Raw genomic sequence first — 18,488 nt, forward strand, 5'->3', positions numbered from 1 at the left:
TTACCGCTGAGATCGGTCATGAGTACGCCTCTCTTCGTTGTGGGTGGGGGTGCTCCCACGCTAGGAACCCGCCGCGGCGGGTGGGCGGGGGTTGCGGATGCCGGGCGACGGGGTTAGCGCGGGCTTCCGCTGCGACCCCGTGCTGCTCCGGAGCCCACCCGCGCGCGCAGGCGTAGCATGGAGCGCATGTCCGGAGAACCCACGACCGACACCGCGAGCGCGGCCCGGCCTCTCATCACCCTGCTGAACGCTCCCGCCGTCGACACCGACGACGACTCGCGCCCCGCCTCGCAGTGCTGCGGCGGCGGTTCCTGCTCTCTCTGACGGGTCGACTCTCGTCGGTCCACCGGCGGCGGATCCGGGACGGCCGCACCGCCCCGGCGCCGCGTCAGTGTGCGACGACGGGCGCGTCGCTCTCTTCGTTCTCGGCCGGCTTGCGCACGAAGCACGAGAGCACGACCGCCGCGGTCGCGATGATCGCGCCGACGAGGAACGAGACGTGCACGCCCGACGCGATGGCACTGGCCTGGTCGGCGCCCTCGGCGAGGGCGGAGCTCGAGAAGACCGTCATGATCGCCACGAAACCGGCGGTGCCCGCGGCTCCCGCGACCTGCTGGGCGGTGCCGACGACCGCGCTGCCGTGCGAGTACAGGCGGCGGGGGAGCGAACCCAGTGCCGAGGTCATGAGCGGGGTGAAGACGAGACCCAGCCCGAGGTTGAGCGCCAGGTAGACCGTCACGATCCACCAGATGGGCGTGCCCTGGCCGAAGGTCAGTGCCATCGTCCACAGCACGGCAGCGGCGATGAGCATGCCCGGGATGACGAGGGGCGTCGGGCCGAAACGGTCGAACAGTCGTCCCACGATCGGGGCCATGACGCCCATCAGCACGCCACCCGGCAGCAGCATGAGCCCCACCGTGAGGCTGCTGAGCCCCAGCGCCTGCTGCAGGAAGATCGGTAGCAGGATCAGCGAGCCGAACAGCGCCGCCATCACGATCGCCACCAGCGGGACGGCGAGACGGAACGACGGGCTGCGGAAGACCCGCAGGTCGAGCAGTGCCGCGTCCGCGCGCTGCAGACGCAGCTGTCGGATCACGAAGAACGTCACGAAGACGACGCCGACCGCGAGGGGGATCCACACCGGAACCGAGGCGTGCCCCGAGGCGGACTCGCCGATCGCGCTGAGGCCGAAGACCAGACCGCCGAAGCCGAGGGCCGAGAGGACGACCGAGAGCTTGTCGAACCGCGCGTCGGGGCGGGTCTGGGTGACGTTGCGCACCCAGCGCGCACCGAGAGCGATCGCCACCAGCGCGATGGGCAGGATCAGCCAGAAGATGGCGTGCCAGGTGAGAGCCGACAGGATCAGGCCCGAGACCGTGGGACCAACGGCGGGGGCGACGGCGATCACGATGGTCACGACGCCCATCACGCGCCCGCGCTTGTTCGCCGGGACCAGGTTGAGCACCGTGGTGAACAGCAGCGGCATCATGACGCCCGTGCCCATCGCCTGGATGATGCGGCCGGTCAGCAGGATGCCGAACGCCGGTGCGACCGCGGCGATCAGGGTACCCAGCGCGAAGACGCCCATCGCGGCGAAGAAGACCGCGCGGATCGGGAACCGTTCGAGCAGGAAGCCGGTGAGCGGGATGACGACCGCCATCGTCAGCAGGAACGCCGAGGTGAGCCATTGACCGGTGGCGGCGCTCACGCCGAAGTCGGCCATGATCGCCGGGAGCGCGACCGACATGGTCGTCTCGTTCAGGATGACGACGAAGGCCGCGACCACGAGCAGGGCGATGACGGGGCCCGGACGGGGCGGCGTCGCCGCGGACGACGTGTCGGCGCGGGATCGGGAGACGGGGATGGTGCCGGTGGCGGCCATGACGAGGTCCTGTTCGTGCGGGGGGCTTCGGTGGTGCCGCGGAGGCGACTGCGAGGAAGACAACGGCGGATGTTCCCGCGATATTCCACCGTCGAGGAGAAGTCCTCGGCGGGCGCTGCGAGCCTAGCGGGCACCTCCGACACCGCCCGCCCCCGAGCCGGTGTCGGTGGGCGGACGTAGGCTGGCCCGCATGAGCATGCACGGAGGCGGCGGAAGCATGTTCCGCGGAGTGGATGCCGACATGCAGCGTCGGCGCAATGCGCAGGCGCCGCGCGTGCCGAACCTCTGGCATCGGGTCGTCGAGCTGTTCCGGCCCTACCGGTGGCGGATCGGGTTCACGGCGCTGCTGGTGGTCGTCGGGGCGGCGGTCGCCGTCATCCCTCCCCTTCTCGTTCAGCGCATCTTCGACGACGCGCTCTTCCCGATCGACGGCTCGAGCCCCGACCTGCGGCTGCTCGCCGTGCTGGTGAGCGTGATGATCGGGCTGTTCCTGATGTCGGCGGGTCTGAACGTCGGGCAGACGTGGCTCACCGCGACCGTCGGCAACCGGGTCACCGGAGACCTGCGCACCCGGCTCTTCGAGCACCTCCAGGCGATGGAGCTCGGGTTCTTCACGCGCACCAAGACCGGCGTCATCCAGTCCCGCCTCCAGAACGACGTCGGCGGGGTGTCGGGGGTGCTCACCAACACCGTCACCAGCATCCTCGGCAACGCCGTGACCGTGCTCGCGTCGCTCGTGGCGATGATCCTTATCGACTGGCGCTTGACCCTGATCGCGGTCGCGCTCATGCCGTTCCTCATCTTCGTCCAGCGTCGCGTGGGGCAGGTGCGTGCGCGCATCGCCGGAGAGACGCAGGAGTCGTTGTCGGAGCTGTCGGCGATCACGCAAGAGACGCTGAGCGTCTCCGGCATCCTGCTCTCGAAATCGTTCAACCGGCAGCGCACCGAGTCCGCCCGCTTCGATGCCGAGAACGACAACCAGGTGCGGCTGCAGGTGCGGCGAGCGATGAGCGGCCAGGGCTTCTTCGCCGTGGTGCAGGTCATCATGTCGAGCGTGCCGGCGGTCATCTACTTGGTGTCGGGGTACCTGATCGGCGGGGGAGCGGGGGCGATCACCGCGGGGACGATCGTCGCCTTCACGACCGTCCAAGCGCGCCTGCTGATGCCCCTCATGGGTCTGATGCGCGTCGCTCTGGATGTGCAGACGTCGTCGGCGCTGTTCGCGCGCATCTTCGAGTACGTCGACCTGCGTCCCGCGATCGTCGACACACCCGATGCGATCCCGGTGGCGTCGGCACCCGGGCCGCTCGGGCGCATCGAGTTCCGCGACGTGCGGTTCCGGTATCCCGACGCCCCCGCGCAGGCGCGACCCACCCTCGACGGGGTGTCCTTCACCGTCGAGCCCGGTCAGCACGTCGCGTTCGTCGGGCCGTCCGGCGCGGGAAAGACGACCATCCTGTACCTGACGCCGCGCATGTACGAGGCGAGCGGCGGGTCGGTGATGTTCTCGGGCGCCGACGTGCGCTCCCTCGAGCAGGCGTCGATCATCGACGAGATCGGCATCGTCTCCCAAGAGACGTATCTGTTCCACGCCACCGTCCGCGAGAACCTCCGCTACGCCCGTCCCGACGCGACCGACGACGAGATCGAAGCAGCATGTCGGGCGGCCAACATCCACCACGTCATCGCCGGCTTCGAAGACGGCTACGACACGGTGGTCGGCGAGCGCGGCTACCGCCTGTCGGGCGGCGAGAAGCAACGCATCGCGATCGCCCGCGTGCTGCTGAAGGACCCGCCCGTCCTGCTGCTCGACGAGGCCACCAGCGCGCTCGACACCGTGTCGGAACGCATCGTGCAAGAGGCCCTCGAGACCGCCTCGCACGGGCGCACCACGCTGTCGATCGCCCACCGGCTGTCGACGGTGATCGGCGCCGATCGTATTCACGTGGTGGATGCCGGCCGCATCGTCGAGTCAGGTACCCACGCCGAACTGCTCGCCGAGGGCGGCCTCTACGCCAGCCTGGCCGCCGAGCAGCTCGCCGCATCGTTCGTGCTCGCCGAGGAACAGCGCGACGAGGCGGATCTCGCCCCCGCCGCCCTGCCCGCGCGTCGCGCGGACGAGGCACCGGCCTAGCCCCTCCCGGGGCGACCATCGCCGGGCGACCGCCGCCGGCGCCCGCCATCAGCGCGGGCGTGCACAACGGCGGGGTTTTTCGGTGACACGCCGGGTGAGGGTGTCCGGGGTCGGCGTGTCGGGCATTCCTCCTGCCGTTGTGCACGGAGGGGGTGTGTCGGGTGGGTGTGTCGGGCTCGATTCCCGCCGTTGTGCACCGGAGGGGGTGTGCCGGGTGGGTGTGCCTGCGCGCGCGTGCACAACGGCGGGGTTTTTCGGTGACACGCCGGGTGGGGGTGTCCGGTGTCGGCGTGTCGGGCATTTCTCCCGCCGTTGTGCACGGAGGGGGGTACCGGGTCGGTGTGTTGACCCCGCCTCCCGCCGTTGCGCACCGGAGGGGGTCGGCCGGGTCGGTCTTTCCGGCCCCCGTGCACAGCGGCGGGGATTTTCGGTGACACGCCGGGTGGGGGCCCCGGGCGTCGGCGTGTCGGACCCACCGCCCGCCGTTGTGCACCGGAGGGGATGCCGGATCGGCGCGTCGGGGCCACCTCCCGCCGTAGGGCACGGGGGCACCGCCCGGCGGGAGGGACGCCGCGCGCCGGCGCTCAGGCCGGCAGGGACTCCACGAACGCCTCGAGCGCGATGCGGTACGCCGGGTCGGGGTGCGTCTCGGCGATCGCGAGCAGGGGCGGCAGATCGAGCGTGCGGATGAGCGCCCCGCGCGAGGCGACCGCGGCATCCGCCCCCGCCGCGCGCAGCAGGGCGATGCCCTCGCCCAGGGCGTCGAGGTAGTCGCGCAGCACGTCGACCTCGGCCAGGCGCTGAGTGATCGAGCCGCCGTCGCGGCGCTGCCGCCACTCGACGAGAACGTCGGGGATCACGTCGAAGCGCGGGGCAAGGGTGTACATGCGCTGTGCGAGCACCTGGTCCTCGTAGTAGCGCCCCTCGGGAAAGCGCAGGGCGTGCTCGTGCCAGAAGTCGGTGCGGCTCATCTTCGACCAGGCGACGATGTTGCCGGATGCCGCGGGGTGCGCGGCGAGAGTCGTCGCCTCGCGGGCGGGGTCGGTGGCGGCGGCGACCCACGGCTGGACGTCCGCGGCGGTGTAGCCGGGGCCGTCGGCATCCGGCCGCAGTCGCACGTACGCGCCCACGACGAAGGCGCTGCCGGTGCGGTCGAGCGTGTCGGCCAGGCGCGAGAGCGCGTCGGGGCGCAGAACGTCGTCTGCGTCGAGGAACGCGGTGTAGGGCGTGTCGACGAGATCGAGGCCGGTGTTGCGCGCGGCGCCGAGGCCGCGCTGAGTCTCGTGGCGCACGACGCGGAAACGCGGGTCGTCCGCCTCGGCGTCGGCGAAGAGGCGGGTGGTGTCGTCGGTGGAGGCGTCGTCGACGAGGATGGCCTTCCAGTGCCGGTGCGTCTGCCGCCGCAGCGACTCCAGCGCCTCGTCGGCGTAGGCCGCGACGTCGAAACCGGGGATGATGACGGTGACGTCGGTGGTGCTCACCCGCGCGATCCTACGGCGGTGACGGCGTCGACGACCGCATCCGCCACGGGATCGAGGGATGCCGTGAGCGTCCGCGGCAGCGTGAACCGCACGGCCGTGCGGGCCTCGTCGTGGTCCACGCCCACCGCCAGCAGCACGTGCGAGGCTTCGTCGCTGCCCGCCGCGCACGCCGACCCGCTGGAGGACACGACGCCGCGACGCTCGAGTTCGAGCAGGACGGTCTCGCCGTTCGTGCCGGGGAAGACGAAGCTCGCCGTGCCGGGGAGCCGCCGCTCGGGGTGTCCGGTGAGGCGGGCTCCGGGCACGCGCGCGAGCACGCGGGCGATGAAGGCCGCCGACAGGGCGCCGACGCGCGCGGCGGCCTCGGCGCGCTCGGCCTCGGCGAGGGTGAGGGCCGTGGCGATCGCGACCGCTCCGGCCACGTCGGGGGTCCCCGATCGGCGCCCCCGCTCCTGGCCGCCGCCGTGCAGGAGCGGTTCGAAGGCGAGGCGACCCCGCACGGCGAGGATGCCGGTGCCCTTGGGGGCGCCGACCTTGTGTCCGGCGACGGTGACGGCATCCGCCCCCGTCCCCGACAGGGGCAGCCACCCGGCGGCCTGGACCGCGTCGAGGTGCAGGGGCACGCCCCGGGCGTGAGCGACGGCGGCGAGGGCGGCGGCATCCTGGATCGTGCCGATCTCGTTGTTGGCGTAGCCGATCGAGACGAGAGCGGTGTCGTCGCGCAGGCAGGCGGCGAGGGCGTCGGGGGTCAGCGTGCCGGTCGCGTCGACGGGGGCGTACGTCACAGTGGCGCCGTGCAGGCGTTCGAGGTAGTCGGCCGAGGCCAGGACGGACTCGTGCTCGATCGCCGTCGTGACGAGGTGGCGCCGGGGCCCGCCGAGCACGATCCCCTTGATCGCGGCGTTGTTGGACTCCGTGCCGCCCGAGGTGAACACGACGTCCCCGGTGCGCATGCCGAGGACGGCGGCGACGCGCGCGCGGGCGTCGTCGAGGGCGGATGCCGCGGCCTCGCCGACTTCGTGATGACTCGACGGGTTGCCGTAGACGCGCGTGAGGTAGGGCGCCATCGCCTCGAGCACCTCGGGGCGCACGGGGGTGGTCGCGGCGTTGTCGAGGTACAGGCTCACGTCGTCTCGATGCGGATGTCGAGCCCGAGGTCCAGCGACGACACGGAGTGCGTCAGCGCGCCCACCGAGATGACGTCGACGCCGGTCTCGGCGATCGCCCGGACCGTCTCGAGCGTGACGCCGCCCGAGGCTTCGACCTGCGCGGCACCGGCGATGCGGGCGACGCCGGTGCGCAGGTCGTCGAGCGAGAAGTTGTCGAGCATGATCGTGCCCACGCCCGCCGCGAGCACGGCGTCGATCTGATCGAGGCGGTCGACCTCGACCTCGACGTGCGTCGTGTGCGGCAGCCGCGCGATCGCGCTCTCGAGCGCCTGCGTGACCGACAGGCCGTTCTGGGTGAGGACGGCGAGGTGGTTGTCCTTGGCCATCACGGCGTCCGACAGCGAGAACCGGTGATTGTGTCCGCCGCCGTCGCGCACGGCCTGCCGCTCGATCGCGCGCAGGCCCGGGGTGGTCTTGCGGGTGTCGGCGATGCGCGCTCCGGTGTGGGCGACCTCGGCGACGTAGCGGCTGGTGAGGGTCGCGATGCCCGACATGCGCTGCACGAAGTTCAGGCCGATCCGCTCGGCGGTCAGCACCGCGCGGGCGGGCCCGGTCACGACGGCGAGGGTGTCGCCGGGCGCGAAGCGGTGGCCGTCGGCGACGCGCTGTTCGACCGTGATGGACGGGTCGGTGAGGGTGAAGGCGGCGGCGAAGACCGCGGCTCCGCTGAAGACGCCCTCGACGCGCGCGACGAGCTCGGCACGCGCGGTCGCGTTCTCGGGGATGAGCGTCTCGCTCGTCAGGTCGCCCCAGGGGGCGTCCTCGTCGAGGGCGGCGGTGACGACGCGGTCGATGGCGGCGCGGGTCAGCATGCGAGGGCCTCCGGAGATGAGGTGAGGGATGCCGCGTCCGCGGCCGGGTCGAGGGCGTCAGTGCGGAAGTGCGCGCCCACCGAGGTCGTGCGCATCCGCGCCGCATCGACGACATGGGTGGCGAGGAGCAGCAGATTCTCGTCTTCGATCGGGAGGGCGAGGTGCTGCGCGCGCCACGCGGCGAGGATCGAGGCTGCGTGGTCGAGTCCGGCGGCGTCGCGTTCCAGCCCCGCGTGGTCCCACAGCAGGCGCTGCAGAGCGGCGCGCGAGAAGGCGGGCGCGTCGTCGGCGACCGCGATCGGCAGCGGTCGCGCGGGCGCGACGGCCGGCGCGTACCACGGGCGGTCCGTCGCGACGGCGTCTCCGGCGCGAGCACCGAACACGGCTCCCTCGAGGAGGGAGTTGGATGCCAGGCGATTGGCGCCGTGCACCCCGGTGCGGGCCGTCTCGCCGACGGCGTACAGGCCGGGCACCGTCGTGCGTCCGTCGAGGTCGGTGACGACCCCGCCCATCAGGTAGTGGGCCGCGGGGGTCACCGGGATGGGCTCGCGCGCCCAGTCCAGCCCGCGCTCGCGCACGGCGGCGTCGATCGTGGGGAATCGGCGGGCCAGGCGCGCGGCGCCGAGGGCGGTGGCATCCAGGCGGACGGGGTGACCGTGCTGTCGGGCCATGGCGCGCGCGTTGGCCCGGGCCACGACGTCGCGCGGGGCGAGTTCGCCGTCGGGGTGGGCGTCGAAGGCGAAGCGTCGCCCGGTGTCGTCGATGAGGACCGCCCCCTCGCCGCGGACGGCCTCGGACACGAGGAACGGCGCGCCGACCGCGAGGGCGGTCGGGTGGAACTGCACGAACTCGAGGTCGGCCACGGCCGCTCCCGCGCGGATCGCGGCGGCGATGCCGTCGCCCGTCGCCCCCGCGGGGTTGGTCGTGTGGGCGTAGAGCTGCCCGGCACCGCCCGTGGCGAGGATCACGGCGTCGGCCGGCAGACGCTCGCCGTCGGCCAGCCCGACGCCGGCGACCCGCCCCTCGGTCACGACGAGGTCGCGCAGCAGCGCGTGCTCGCGCACGACGATGTCGGAGCGGCGCACGGCGTCGCCGAGAGCCGCCTGGATCGCCGCCCCGGTCGCGTCGCCGCCGGCGTGCAGCACCCGGGCGACGGCGTGCGCCGCCTCGAGTCCGCGCGAGAAGTCCCCGTCGGCCGTGCGGTCGAAGGCCACCCCGCGCTCCACGAGCTCCGCGATGCGCTCCGGTCCCTCGCCGACCAGGACGTCGACCGCAGCCGGGTCGTTCAGCCCGGCCCCCGCGGTGACCGTGTCGGCGGCGTGCGAGGCGACCGTGTCGGCCGGGTCGGTCACGGCGGCGATGCCGCCCTGCGCCCAGCGGGTGTTCGTGTCGGGCAGGGCGCCCTTGGTCACGACGGTGACGCGGCATCCCCCCTCGCTCGCGTGCAGCGCCGCCGTGAGACCGGCGATGCCGCTGCCCACCACGACGACGGTCGTCATTTCACCGCGCCGTTCGGCTTGGCCGCGAGCATCCGCTCGAGCGCGACGGTGGCGGGGTCGGCGACGTCGGCGGGGACGGTGATGCGGTTGACGACCTGCCCCGCGACCAGCGACTCGAGCACCCACGCGAGGTAGCCGGGGTGGATGCGGTACATCGTCGAGCAGGGGCACACCACGGGGTCGAGGCAGAAGATCTCGTGCTGCGGGTACTGCGCGGCCAGGCGCTGGACCAGGTTGATCTCGGTGCCGATCGCGAAGGTCGTCGGCTCGGTCGCGGCGGCGATGGCCTTGCGGATGATGTCGGTCGACCCGGCCTCGTCCGCGGCATCCACCACGTCCATCGGGCACTCGGGGTGCACGATCACGCGCACGCCGGGGTGCTCGGCGCGGGCCTTGTCGATCTGGTCGACCGTGAAGCGGCGGTGCACCGAGCAGAAGCCGTGCCACAGGATGACGCGGCTGTCGACGATCTGCGCGTCGGTGGAGCCGCCGAGGGGCTTGCGCGGGTTCCACATCGGCATCTGCGCGAGGGGCACCCCCATCGCCTTCGCGGTGTTGCGACCCAGGTGCTGGTCGGGGAAGAACAGCACGCGGCGTCCGCGGGCGAACGCCCATTCCAGCACGGTCCGGGCGTTCGACGAGGTGCACACGATGCCGCCGTGACGACCGACGAAGCCCTTGATGGCGGCGCTGGAGTTCATGTACGTCACCGGGATGACGGGGACGAGGCCCTCGGCATCCGGGGTCTCGAGGTCGCCGAGGACGTCTTCGAGCTGCTCCCAGCACTCCTCGACCTGGTCGATGTCGGCCATGTCGGCCATCGAGCACCCCGCGGCGAGGTTCGGCAGGATGACGGCCTGGTCGGGGCGCGAGAGCAGGTCGGCGGTCTCGGCCATGAAGTGCACGCCGCAGAAGACGATGGCCTCGGCCTCGGGACGCTCCTTCGCCGCGTTGGCGAGCTGGAACGAGTCGCCCACGTAGTCGGCGTGGCGCACGACCTCTTCGCGCTGGTAGAAGTGCCCCAGCACGACGACGCGGTCGCCGAGCGTCGCCTTCGCGGCGCGGATGCGCTCGTCGAGCTCGTCGTCCGAGGCGTCGCGGTACTGCTGGGGCAGTTCGCCCTGTCGGGGCGCTCCGGTGGGGATGACGTCGCCCATCGACGATCCCGGACCGTAACCGGGGCGCGTGTCGAAGTCCCAGGGCCCGACGGCGAGGTCGGTCGTGCACGTCGCGTCGGTCGACGCGCCCGAGACGATCGCCTGGATCGCGTGGTCGACGCTGGGGTCGATCGCCGGGCGGGGCTGCAGGGTGAGGGGAGTGGCGGACATGGGCGTTTCCGATCAGTGACGGGACGGGAGCGGGCCGCGGTCGGCGAGCTCCACGTCGCGGTTGTAGCGGTACAGACGGGCGGGGCGATGGCTTCCGGTGCGGAAGCGATCGGTGGGGATGAGCGTGTCGCTCGTGTCGACCTGGCGGCGGAAGTTCGCCGGATCCAGACGCTTGCCGAGGATCGACTCGGTCACCTCGCGCAGGTCCGCGAGGGTGAACTCGTCGGGCAGCAGCCCGTGCGCGATGCGGCTGTAGCCGACCTTGTTGCGCAGGCGCCACAGCGTGTACTCGACGATGTCGTTGTGGTCGAAGGCCAGGGTCGGCAGGTCGGTCGCGTCGAACCATTCGACGTTCTCGGGCGCGTCGCCCTGCCGCGCGTGCGCGGCGACCTGCGCGTCGACCTCGTCCGAGCGCAGCAGCGCCCAGTAGACGATCGACACCACCCGGGTGGGGGAGCGGTCGACGGCGCCGAAGGCGTACAGCTGCTCGAGGTAGCTGGGCGTCAGGCCGGTCGTCTCGGCGAGGGTCCGGGATGCCGCGGCGTCGAGCCCCTCGGCGGCGTCCAGCCAACCGCCCGGTAGCGCCCAGCGGCCGTCGAAGGGGTCGCGCGTGCGGCGGACGAGCGGAAGGGTGAGCACCGGCTCGTCGTGGGCGTCGCGACGCACGCTGAAGATGACGGTCGACACCGCGACGCGCACGTCGGCGTCGCGGGACTCGGGGCTCTGGGTTCGTGTCATGGTGACCATATCTCCGTCACCGATCTTAGTGTCATCCCGACCCGAAGGGATGCCCTCGTGCCGATAAACGCCGATCCTGTCGAAACACGGCGAGGCACCGCGTGTCTCGACAGCGTCGGCGTTTATCGAGGGGGGGCGGGCCGCGACCGGGCCCGCCGCCGCGCGTCGAAAGGGTTCTCACAGACGAGCGCCCTAGCCTCGAACCGGATTCAGGAGGTCGGATGCCGTTCATCGACATCGTTCTGATCGCCCTTCTGGCGATCGCGCTCATCGTGGGCCTCTCGCGGGGGTTCCTCGCCACGATCGGCTTCTTCGCCGGCCTCGCCCTCGGCGCCGTCGCCGCCTACTGGGTGACCCCGTTCGTGGGCCAGTGGGTCACCGCGCCCTCGTGGCGCGGCCCCCTCATGATCCTCAGCGGCGTGCTGCTGCTGCTGATCGGCAGCGGCCTCGGCAGCGCCGTCGGCGGGTTCTTCCGCCGCGGCGCCGACCGCATCAAGCTGCGCGTCCCCGAGCGGCTGCTGGGCGGTGTGGTCAACGTCGCCGCCGCGGCCCTGGCGATCTCGTTCGCCGCGGGATCGATCACCCCCGCCGGCGTCCCCGTGGTGTCGGCCGCGCTGGGCTCGTCCACCGTCGTGCGCACGATCGACGACCTCACCCCCGCTCCCGTGCGGGGAGCGCTCGCCGAGCTGCGCGGCTCGGTCTTCGCCGAGGGCATCCCGCGCCTGGGTCAGCTCATCCAGATCGGTCCCGTCCCGAGCGCTCCCGAGATCGCGCTCGACGACCCCGCCCTCACGCAGGCGGCGCAGTCCGTCGCCCGCGTGTCCGGAACCGCCTACGCCTGCGGAGTCACCTCGAGCGGCTCGGGCTTCGTCGTCGCCGACGGCCGCGTCGTCACCAACGCCCACGTCGTCGCCGGCGTCGACACCCCCGTCGTCGAACTGCCCGGGCAGCCCGCCCGCGAGGGCCGCGTGGTCTACTTCGACCCGATCGACGACATCGCGGTGGTCTCGGTGGACGGACTGGATGCCACGGCCCTGCCGATCGTGCAGACCCTGGACGTCGGCTCGCCCGCCGTCGTGCAGGGCTACCCGGGCGGCGGCCCCTTCACCTCGGGCAGCGCCCAGGTGCTGTCCGAGGGCACCGTCCCCGTCCCCGACATCTACGACACGTCCTCGACCCCGCGCGACATCTACGCGCTCGCGGCCGTCGTGCGCCCCGGCAACTCGGGGGGCCCGCTGCTGACCACGACCGGCGAGGTCGCCGGGATCGTCTTCGCCCGCTCCGACACCGACGACAACGTCGGCTACGCCATGACCCCCGCCGAACTCGAACCCGTCATGGCGCAGATGGGGTCGTTGTCGGCACCCGTGGCATCCGGCAGCTGCACCCGCGGCTGACGATCGGGCTGCCCGCGCGCGGTCCGCTCCGCTAGGCTGACCCCACAAGTCCACACCGGCCCCATGATCGATGCGGGAGAGCTCCGGCGAACGCAGCCGGGCACCGAAGGAGCAAGCCTCCCCGCCAATCTCTCAGGTACGCGTACCGCGTCGATCGGGCCACTCTGGAAAGAGGTCCGGGATGCCACGTCCCCGGACCCGCCGACGGTGAAAGCCCGCGCCCGTCCACGACGGCGCGAGTGAAACTCTCAGGTCCATGACAGAGGGGGAGTTCTCCAGGCGCCGCCCGGCGTCTGTCCGTCATCGCGAACGGCAGAACTCATGATCGAAACCCCCGCTCCACCGCGCACGTCGCCGCTGCACGATCGGCACGAGGCCCTCGGCGCCTCGTTCACCGACTTCGGCGGATGGAACATGCCCGTGCGCTACACCTCCGACCTCGCCGAGCACCGCGCCGTCCGCGAGGCCGCGGGCCTGTTCGACATCTCGCACATGGCCGAGTTCCGCGTCGAGGGCTCCCGCGCCGCGGCGTTCCTCGACCACGTGCTCGCCGGCCGCCTATCGACCATGAAGGTCGGCAAGGCGAAGTACTCGCTCGTCCTCGCCGAGTCGGGCGGCATCGTCGACGACGTCATCGTCTACCGCACGGGCGATGACACGTTCCTGGTCATCTCGAATGCGGTGAACCGGGATGCCGTGGCCGCCGCGTTCGCGACCGCTCAGGCGTCGTGGGGTTCCGCGTCGGGCGCGGCCACCGCCGCTGACGCGACAGGCGGCACCCTCGAGGTCGACGACGTCACCGACCAGTACGCGCTCATCGCCCTGCAGGGTCCCGAGGCCCGTGGCATCCTGAGCTCCACCCCGGGGGTCGAGATCACCGGCACCTCCCTCGACGAGCTCGGCTACTACGCCTGGACCGAGGGCGCCTTCGACGGGGCGCCGCTCTTCGTCGCCCGCACCGGGTACACCGGCGAGGACGGCTACGAGGTGATGATCCCGACCGCGCAGGCCGCCGCCCTGTGGGACGCCGCGCTCGCCGCGGGCGCCGATCGCGGGCTCGTCCCGTGCGGGCTCGCCGCGCGCGACACCCTGCGCCTCGAGGCCGGGATGCCGCTGTACGGCCACGAACTCTCGCGCGACATCGTCCCCGCGCAGGCGGGTCTCGGTCGCGTCGTCGCCGTCGACAAGGAGGCGTTCGTCGGCAAGGACGGCCTGTCGTCCGGCCCCGCCGACGCCCCCGTACTCGTCGGCCTCGTCTCGGAGGGCCGCCGCGCGGGCCGCGCCGGCTACGCCGTGCTGCACGGCGAGGACACCGTGGGCGAGATTACTAGCGGCGCCCTCAGCCCCACCCTCGGCCACCCGGTCGCGATGGCGTTCGTCGCCCCCGCGGCATCCGCCATCGGAACCGAACTGACCATCGACGTGCGCGGAACCCGCATCCCCGCGACCGTCACCGCCCTTCCCTTCTATCGGAGAAACGCATGACCGACCTCACCGCCCTCAGCTACACCTCCGAGCACGAGTGGATCGCCCTCGAGGGTGACATCGCCACCGTGGGCATCACCGATTTCGCCGCCGACAAGCTCGGCGACGTCGTCTTCGTCGAGCTCCCGGGCGCCGACTCGGCCGTCTCGGCCGGCGACGTCTGCGGCGAGATTGAGTCGACCAAGTCGGTCGGCGAGCTCTACGCGCCGCTCTCGGGCACCGTTGTCGAGGTGAACGACGCCGTCGTCGACGACCCCTCCCTGGTCAACGCCGAGCCGTTCGCCGGCGGTTGGCTCATCAAGATCCGCGTCGAGGGCGGCCTCCCCGCCGACCTGCTCGACCGCGCCGCCTACGAGGACCTCACCGCATGAGCACGCTTCTTCCTTCCCGCACGGATGCCGGCACCCCGGCCGTCTTCGTCGATCGCCACATCGGCATCGGCGCCGACGCCCAGGCCCGCATGCTCGAGGTCGTGGGGTACGACAGCGTCGAGGCGCTCGTCGAGACCGCCGTCCCGGCATCCATCCACGTGCAGGCCCGCGCCACCAGCGCGATCCCGACCGCAGCCACCGAGGCCGAGGCCCTGGCGGAGCTGCGGGAGCTGGCATCCGCCAACCGCTCCGCGCGCCCCATGATCGGCCTCGGCTACTACGACACCTTCACCCCGTCGGTGATCGCGCGCAACGTCCTCGAGAACCCGTCCTGGTACACGGCGTACACCCCGTACCAGCCCGAGATCTCGCAGGGCCGCCTCGAGGCGCTCATCAACTTCCAGACGATGGTGACCGACCTCACGGGTCTGGCGACGGCGAACGCGTCGATGCTCGACGAGTCCACCGCCGTGGTCGAGGGCATGCTCGTGGCCCGTCGCGCGTCCAAGGCGAAGACCGACGTCTTCCTCGTCGACGTCGACGCGCTGCCGCAGACCAAGGCGCTGCTGCACCACCGCGCCGCGGCCGTCGGCATCCGCATCCTCGAGACGTCCTTCGAGGGCGAGGTGCCCGAGGCGTTCGGCGCGTTCGTGCAGTACCCCGGCGCGACCGGACGCATCTGGGACTTCTCGGCCGTGGCCGAGTCCGTGCACGCCGCGGGCGGCCTGGTGGTCGCCGCCGCCGACCTGCTCGCGCTGACGCTGCTGCGTTCGCCCGGCGCTCTCGGCGCCGACGTCGCCGTCGGCACCACCCAGCGCTTCGGCGTCCCGCTCGGCTTCGGCGGACCGCACGCCGGTTACATGGCCGTGCGCGCGGGCCTCGAGCGCCAGCTCCCCGGGCGTCTGGTCGGAGTGTCCCAGGATGCCGTGGGCGCCCCCGCCTACCGGCTGTCGCTGCAGACGCGCGAGCAGCACATCCGCCGCGAGAAGGCGACGTCCAACATCTGCACCGCCCAGGTGCTGCTGGCCGTCATGGCCGCGATGTACGCGGTGTACCACGGCCCCGACGGACTGCGGGCGATCGCGACGCAGGTCGCGCGCAAGGCCGATGCCCTGGCATCCGCTCTGCGTTCGTACGACCTCGACCTCGTCTCGGAGGCGTTCTTCGACACCGTGCGCGTGCACGTGCCGGGCCGCGCGCAGGACGTGGTCGACCGCGCCCGCGACCGCGGGTACCAGCTGCTGTGGATCGACGACGCGACCGTGGGCGTCTCGGTGGACGAGACGACGACCGATGCCGACCTCGCGGCCGTGCTGGACGCCTTCGGCCTCGCCTCCGCGGAGCTGCCCGAGGGCGAGGCCCTGCGCGGCGTCGACGGCGCCCTGCACCGCGACGACGACTTCCTCACGCACCCCGTCTTCCACGCGCACCGCAGCGAGACGGCGATGATGCGGTACCTCAAGACGCTCGCCGACCGCGACTACGCGCTCGATCGCGGCATGATCCCGCTGGGGTCGTGCACGATGAAGCTCAACGCCGCGACCGAGATGGCGGCGGTGTCGTGGCCGGAGTTCTCGCGCGTGCACCCCTTCGCGCCCGAGGCCGACGTCCGCGGCTACCTCGAGATGATCGAGCAGCTCGAGCGCTGGCTCGCCGAGGTCACCGGCTACGACGCGGTCTCGCTGCAGCCGAACGCCGGCTCGCAGGGCGAGCTCGCGGGGCTGCTCGCGATCCGCGGCTACCACCTGGCGAACGGCGACCTCGAGCGCACCGTCTGCCTGATCCCGTCGTCGGCGCACGGGACCAACGCGGCCTCGGCGATCCTCGCGGGCATGAAGGTCGTCGTCGTCGCGTGCGACGAGGCCGGCAACGTCGACCTCGGCGACCTTCGGGCCAAGATCGCCCAGCACGCGGCCGAGCTGTCGGCGCTGATGATCACCTACCCGTCGACCCACGGCGTGTACGAGCACGACGTGCTCGACATCACGCGGGCCGTGCACGACGCGGGCGGCCAGGTGTACGTCGACGGCGCCAACCTCAACGCCCTGCTCGGTTTCGCGCGCTTCGGCGACCTGGGTGGCGACGTGTCGCACCTCAACCTGCACAAGACGTTCGCCATCCCGCACGGCGGCGGCGGACCCGGTGTCGGCCCGGTCGCGGCCAAGGCGCACCTCGCGCCGTTCCTGCCCTCGCACCCGTTCTCGCAGCGAGCCGAACACGCCGGCGGCGTGTTCGACGGCGGGCCGGTGTCGGCCGCTCCGCACGGCTCCGCCGGCATCCTCCCCATCTCGTGGGCGTACGTCCGCATGATGGGCGCCGAAGGTCTGCGTCAGGCCACCGCGGCGGCGGTGCTGTCGGCCAACTACATCGCCGTCCGGCTGCGCGAGCACTACCCCGTGCTGTACGCGGGCGAGGGAGGCCTGGTCGCGCACGAGTGCATCCTCGACCTGCGTCCGCTCAAGGAGCAGACCGGCGTGAGCGTCGACGACGTGGCCAAGCGCCTCATCGACTACGGCTTCCACGCCCCGACGATGTCGTTCCCGGTCGCGGGCACCCTGATGGTCGAGCCCACCGAGAGCGAGGACCTCGCCGAGCTCGATCGATTCGTGGATGCCATGATCGCGATCAAGCACGAGGCCCTCGCCGTCGCCGCGGGCGAATGGCCGGCCGACGACAACCCGCTCGTGAACGCCCCGCACACGGCCGAGACCGTCGTGGTGGGGGAGTGGGAGCACCCCTACTCGCGCGAGACCGCCGTGTACCCCGTGCGGTCGCTGATCCGCGGAAAGTACTGGCCCCCCGTCCGCCGCATCGACCAGGCCTACGGCGACCGCAACCTGGTCTGCTCGTGCCCTCCGCCGGAGGCGTTCGCCTGAGCCGCGTCCCGGGGCCGCGCTGCGCGCGGCCCCGGCCCGTCCGGTGCCGCCTCCGGCGCCCGTCCGGCGCCGGTCCGGCCCCCTGCTCCGCGCCCTGCCGGCCCCCTGTTCCGCGCCCTGCCGGCACCCGTCCGGCCCTCGTCCGGCCCCCCGTTTCCCGCGAGACTGCACGCTGCTGACTTCTCGGTTGCAGAATGTCGCCGACTCGTCAGCCACGTGCAGTCTCGCGAGGCGCGCGGCGCTTGCCCGGCTGCCGGAGTCGGGCGCGGTGCGCCGGTTGCGAAGCGCCGAGTTGCCGCGAGACTGCACGCCGCTGACTTCTCGGTTGCAGGATGTCGCCGAGTTGTCAGCCACGTGCAGTCTCGCGAGGCGCGCGGCGCTTGCCCGGGCTGCCGGAGTCGGGCGCGGTGCTCGCGTCGCGTTCCGCCGGGCCGCGTCGCGTTCCGCCGGGCCGCGTCGCGTTCCGCCGGGCCGCGTCGCGTTCCGCCGGGCCGCGTCGCGTTCCGCCGGCTCGCGGCGCGTTCGGCCGGGCCGCGATGCGCCTTCTCGCCGCGAGACTGCACGCTGCTGCCTTTTCGGTTGCAGGATGTCGCCGAGTTGTCAGCCACGTGCAGTCTCGCGAGGCGCGCTGCGGCTTCGTCGTGCGCGCAGCCGCGGCCGCCGCGGCCGCCGCACCCGCCGCGCCCGCCGCACCCGCCGCACCCGCCACACCCGCCGCACCCGCACCCGCCGCACCCGCGCCCGCGGCACCCGCACTACCGCGGGCGCGGGGGACGCAGAGCCGCGGCGAGGCTGTGGAGGTGAGCTGTGTCGGGGGTGGCGACGACGGGGAGTCCCGCGCCGCCCAGCAAGCGGACCAAGGAGTTCGGGTCGGTCAGGTCGTCCCACCCCCAGTGCAGTACGGCCCGCGCGCCGGCCGCGCGCAGTCGTCGGTCGCGGTCCTCGCGTTTCTTGATCGCGACGCGCGGGTCTCCGAACCGGCCGTCGTACTTCAGTAGGCCGTCCGCCTCGCCCGCGATACGCAGTTGGGGCCACCACAAGTCCACGCGGTCTCCGTCCCCGGCCTCTGCGCCGAACCAGACCTGCAGCTCCGGTTCGGCGAAGCCCGCCCATTCAGCGACCGCACGGCTCAGTGATTCGAGCGGCGATTCCGCGGCCGGATCCGCGCGATGAAGAGCCCAGCGCGCCCGCCGTCGACCGCGCGCGGACGCGCGTTCCTCGTTCAGCGTCACGAGAGTGAGAGCGGTGCAGCGTTCATCGACGCGTGCAGCCGCGTCGRYGAACGCTGCACCGCTCTCACTCTCGTGACGCTGAAC

General features: G+C 72.5%; 14 protein-coding genes and 2 riboswitches. Of the genes, 6 read left to right on the top strand and 8 right to left on the bottom strand.

Features of this window, described 5'->3' with window-relative positions; genetic code table 11:
* Positions 1-186 precede the first annotated feature (186 nt).
* Positions 187-324 carry a hypothetical protein gene (locus DC432_RS16490; protein ID WP_165801278.1) on the top strand — a complete coding sequence of 46 codons (138 nt, stop codon included), beginning with the start codon at positions 187-189 and terminating at the stop codon, positions 322-324.
* A gap of 64 nt (positions 325-388) precedes the next feature.
* Here DC432_RS16490 and DC432_RS13710 read toward each other — a convergent pair whose 3' ends face one another.
* Positions 389-1,882 (bottom strand): MDR family MFS transporter, encoded by a 1,494-nt coding sequence (locus DC432_RS13710; protein WP_116538354.1) that lies wholly within the window; start codon positions 1,880-1,882, stop codon positions 389-391.
* Between the two features lie 190 nt (positions 1,883-2,072).
* Here DC432_RS13710 and DC432_RS13715 point away from each other — a divergent pair, with 190 nt between their 5' ends.
* The gene (locus DC432_RS13715; RefSeq protein WP_116538355.1) at positions 2,073-4,016 is read left to right on the top strand and encodes an ABC transporter ATP-binding protein; all 1,944 of its coding nucleotides are present in this window, start codon (positions 2,073-2,075) and stop codon (positions 4,014-4,016) included.
* A gap of 584 nt (positions 4,017-4,600) precedes the next feature.
* On the opposite strand, the gene DC432_RS13720 is transcribed toward DC432_RS13715, so the two are convergent.
* The 6 genes from DC432_RS13720 to DC432_RS13745 are packed head-to-tail and all read right to left on the bottom strand — an operon-like array spanning position 4,601 to position 11,043.
* Positions 4,601-5,497, bottom strand: coding sequence for a glycosyltransferase family 2 protein (locus tag DC432_RS13720; protein WP_116538356.1), 897 nt, complete (start codon positions 5,495-5,497; stop codon positions 4,601-4,603).
* Positions 5,494-6,564: a cysteine desulfurase family protein gene (locus tag DC432_RS13725; protein ID WP_243393138.1), complete on the bottom strand. Its 1,071-nt coding sequence runs from the start codon at positions 6,562-6,564 to the stop codon at positions 5,494-5,496. The genes DC432_RS13720 and DC432_RS13725 overlap by 4 nt, the downstream gene beginning before the upstream one ends.
* A gap of 56 nt (positions 6,565-6,620) precedes the next feature.
* Positions 6,621-7,478, bottom strand: coding sequence for a carboxylating nicotinate-nucleotide diphosphorylase (gene nadC / locus DC432_RS13730; RefSeq protein ID WP_116538358.1), 858 nt, complete (start codon positions 7,476-7,478; stop codon positions 6,621-6,623).
* A complete protein-coding gene (gene nadB, locus DC432_RS13735; protein WP_116538359.1) occupies positions 7,472-8,977 on the bottom strand; it encodes an L-aspartate oxidase in 1,506 nt (501 codons plus the stop codon). The genes nadC and nadB overlap by 7 nt, the downstream gene beginning before the upstream one ends.
* Positions 8,974-10,305 carry a quinolinate synthase NadA gene (nadA, locus tag DC432_RS13740; protein ID WP_116538360.1) on the bottom strand — a complete coding sequence of 444 codons (1,332 nt, stop codon included), beginning with the start codon at positions 10,303-10,305 and terminating at the stop codon, positions 8,974-8,976. The genes nadB and nadA overlap by 4 nt, the downstream gene beginning before the upstream one ends.
* A gap of 12 nt (positions 10,306-10,317) precedes the next feature.
* Entirely contained in the window at positions 10,318-11,043 is a 726-nt protein-coding gene (locus DC432_RS13745) for an NUDIX hydrolase (RefSeq protein ID WP_116538366.1), read from the bottom strand.
* A 221-nt stretch (positions 11,044-11,264) separates the two neighbouring features.
* On the opposite strand from DC432_RS13745, the gene DC432_RS13750 reads away from it, so the two are divergent.
* The 4 genes from DC432_RS13750 to gcvP all read left to right on the top strand — a co-directional run bounded on the left by DC432_RS13750 (position 11,265) and on the right by gcvP (position 17,172).
* Positions 11,265-12,440 (top strand): MarP family serine protease, encoded by a 1,176-nt coding sequence (locus tag DC432_RS13750; RefSeq protein ID WP_116538361.1) that lies wholly within the window; start codon positions 11,265-11,267, stop codon positions 12,438-12,440.
* A 63-nt stretch (positions 12,441-12,503) separates the two neighbouring features.
* Positions 12,504-12,598: riboswitch (glycine riboswitch) on the top strand.
* A riboswitch (glycine riboswitch) is annotated at positions 12,599-12,713 on the top strand. It begins immediately after the preceding riboswitch.
* A 48-nt stretch (positions 12,714-12,761) separates the two neighbouring features.
* Positions 12,762-13,925: a glycine cleavage system aminomethyltransferase GcvT gene (gene gcvT / locus DC432_RS13755; protein WP_116538362.1), complete on the top strand. Its 1,164-nt coding sequence runs from the start codon at positions 12,762-12,764 to the stop codon at positions 13,923-13,925.
* Positions 13,922-14,296 (top strand): glycine cleavage system protein GcvH, encoded by a 375-nt coding sequence (gcvH, locus tag DC432_RS13760; protein ID WP_116538363.1) that lies wholly within the window; start codon positions 13,922-13,924, stop codon positions 14,294-14,296. The genes gcvT and gcvH overlap by 4 nt, the downstream gene beginning before the upstream one ends.
* The gene (gene gcvP, locus DC432_RS13765) at positions 14,293-17,172 is read left to right on the top strand and encodes an aminomethyl-transferring glycine dehydrogenase (protein WP_116538364.1); all 2,880 of its coding nucleotides are present in this window, start codon (positions 14,293-14,295) and stop codon (positions 17,170-17,172) included. The genes gcvH and gcvP overlap by 4 nt, the downstream gene beginning before the upstream one ends.
* A gap of 755 nt (positions 17,173-17,927) precedes the next feature.
* On the opposite strand, the gene DC432_RS16225 is transcribed toward gcvP, so the two are convergent.
* Entirely contained in the window at positions 17,928-18,218 is a 291-nt protein-coding gene (locus DC432_RS16225) for a hypothetical protein (protein ID WP_133177947.1), read from the bottom strand.
* Positions 18,219-18,488 lie beyond the last annotated feature (270 nt).

Origin of the sequence: Microbacterium testaceum, assembly GCF_003075375.1 — a bacterium.
Taxonomy (GTDB): domain Bacteria; phylum Actinomycetota; class Actinomycetes; order Actinomycetales; family Microbacteriaceae; genus Microbacterium; species Microbacterium testaceum_E.

Coding starts and splice junctions, on each gene's coding strand:
- DC432_RS16490 (WP_165801278.1), top strand. CDS start 187: ATGTCCGGAGAACCCACGACCGACACCGCGAGCGCGGCCCGGCCTCTC.
- DC432_RS13710 (WP_116538354.1), bottom strand. CDS start 1,882: ATGGCCGCCACCGGCACCATCCCCGTCTCCCGATCCCGCGCCGACACG.
- DC432_RS13715 (WP_116538355.1), top strand. CDS start 2,073: ATGAGCATGCACGGAGGCGGCGGAAGCATGTTCCGCGGAGTGGATGCC.
- DC432_RS13725 (WP_243393138.1), bottom strand. CDS start 6,564: ATGGCGCCCTACCTCACGCGCGTCTACGGCAACCCGTCGAGTCATCAC.
- nadC (WP_116538358.1), bottom strand. CDS start 7,478: ATGCTGACCCGCGCCGCCATCGACCGCGTCGTCACCGCCGCCCTCGAC.
- nadB (WP_116538359.1), bottom strand. CDS start 8,977: ATGACGACCGTCGTCGTGGTGGGCAGCGGCATCGCCGGTCTCACGGCG.
- nadA (WP_116538360.1), bottom strand. CDS start 10,305: ATGTCCGCCACTCCCCTCACCCTGCAGCCCCGCCCGGCGATCGACCCC.
- DC432_RS13745 (WP_116538366.1), bottom strand. CDS start 11,043: ATGACACGAACCCAGAGCCCCGAGTCCCGCGACGCCGACGTGCGCGTC.
- DC432_RS13750 (WP_116538361.1), top strand. CDS start 11,265: ATGCCGTTCATCGACATCGTTCTGATCGCCCTTCTGGCGATCGCGCTC.
- gcvT (WP_116538362.1), top strand. CDS start 12,762: ATGATCGAAACCCCCGCTCCACCGCGCACGTCGCCGCTGCACGATCGG.
- gcvH (WP_116538363.1), top strand. CDS start 13,922: ATGACCGACCTCACCGCCCTCAGCTACACCTCCGAGCACGAGTGGATC.
- gcvP (WP_116538364.1), top strand. CDS start 14,293: ATGAGCACGCTTCTTCCTTCCCGCACGGATGCCGGCACCCCGGCCGTC.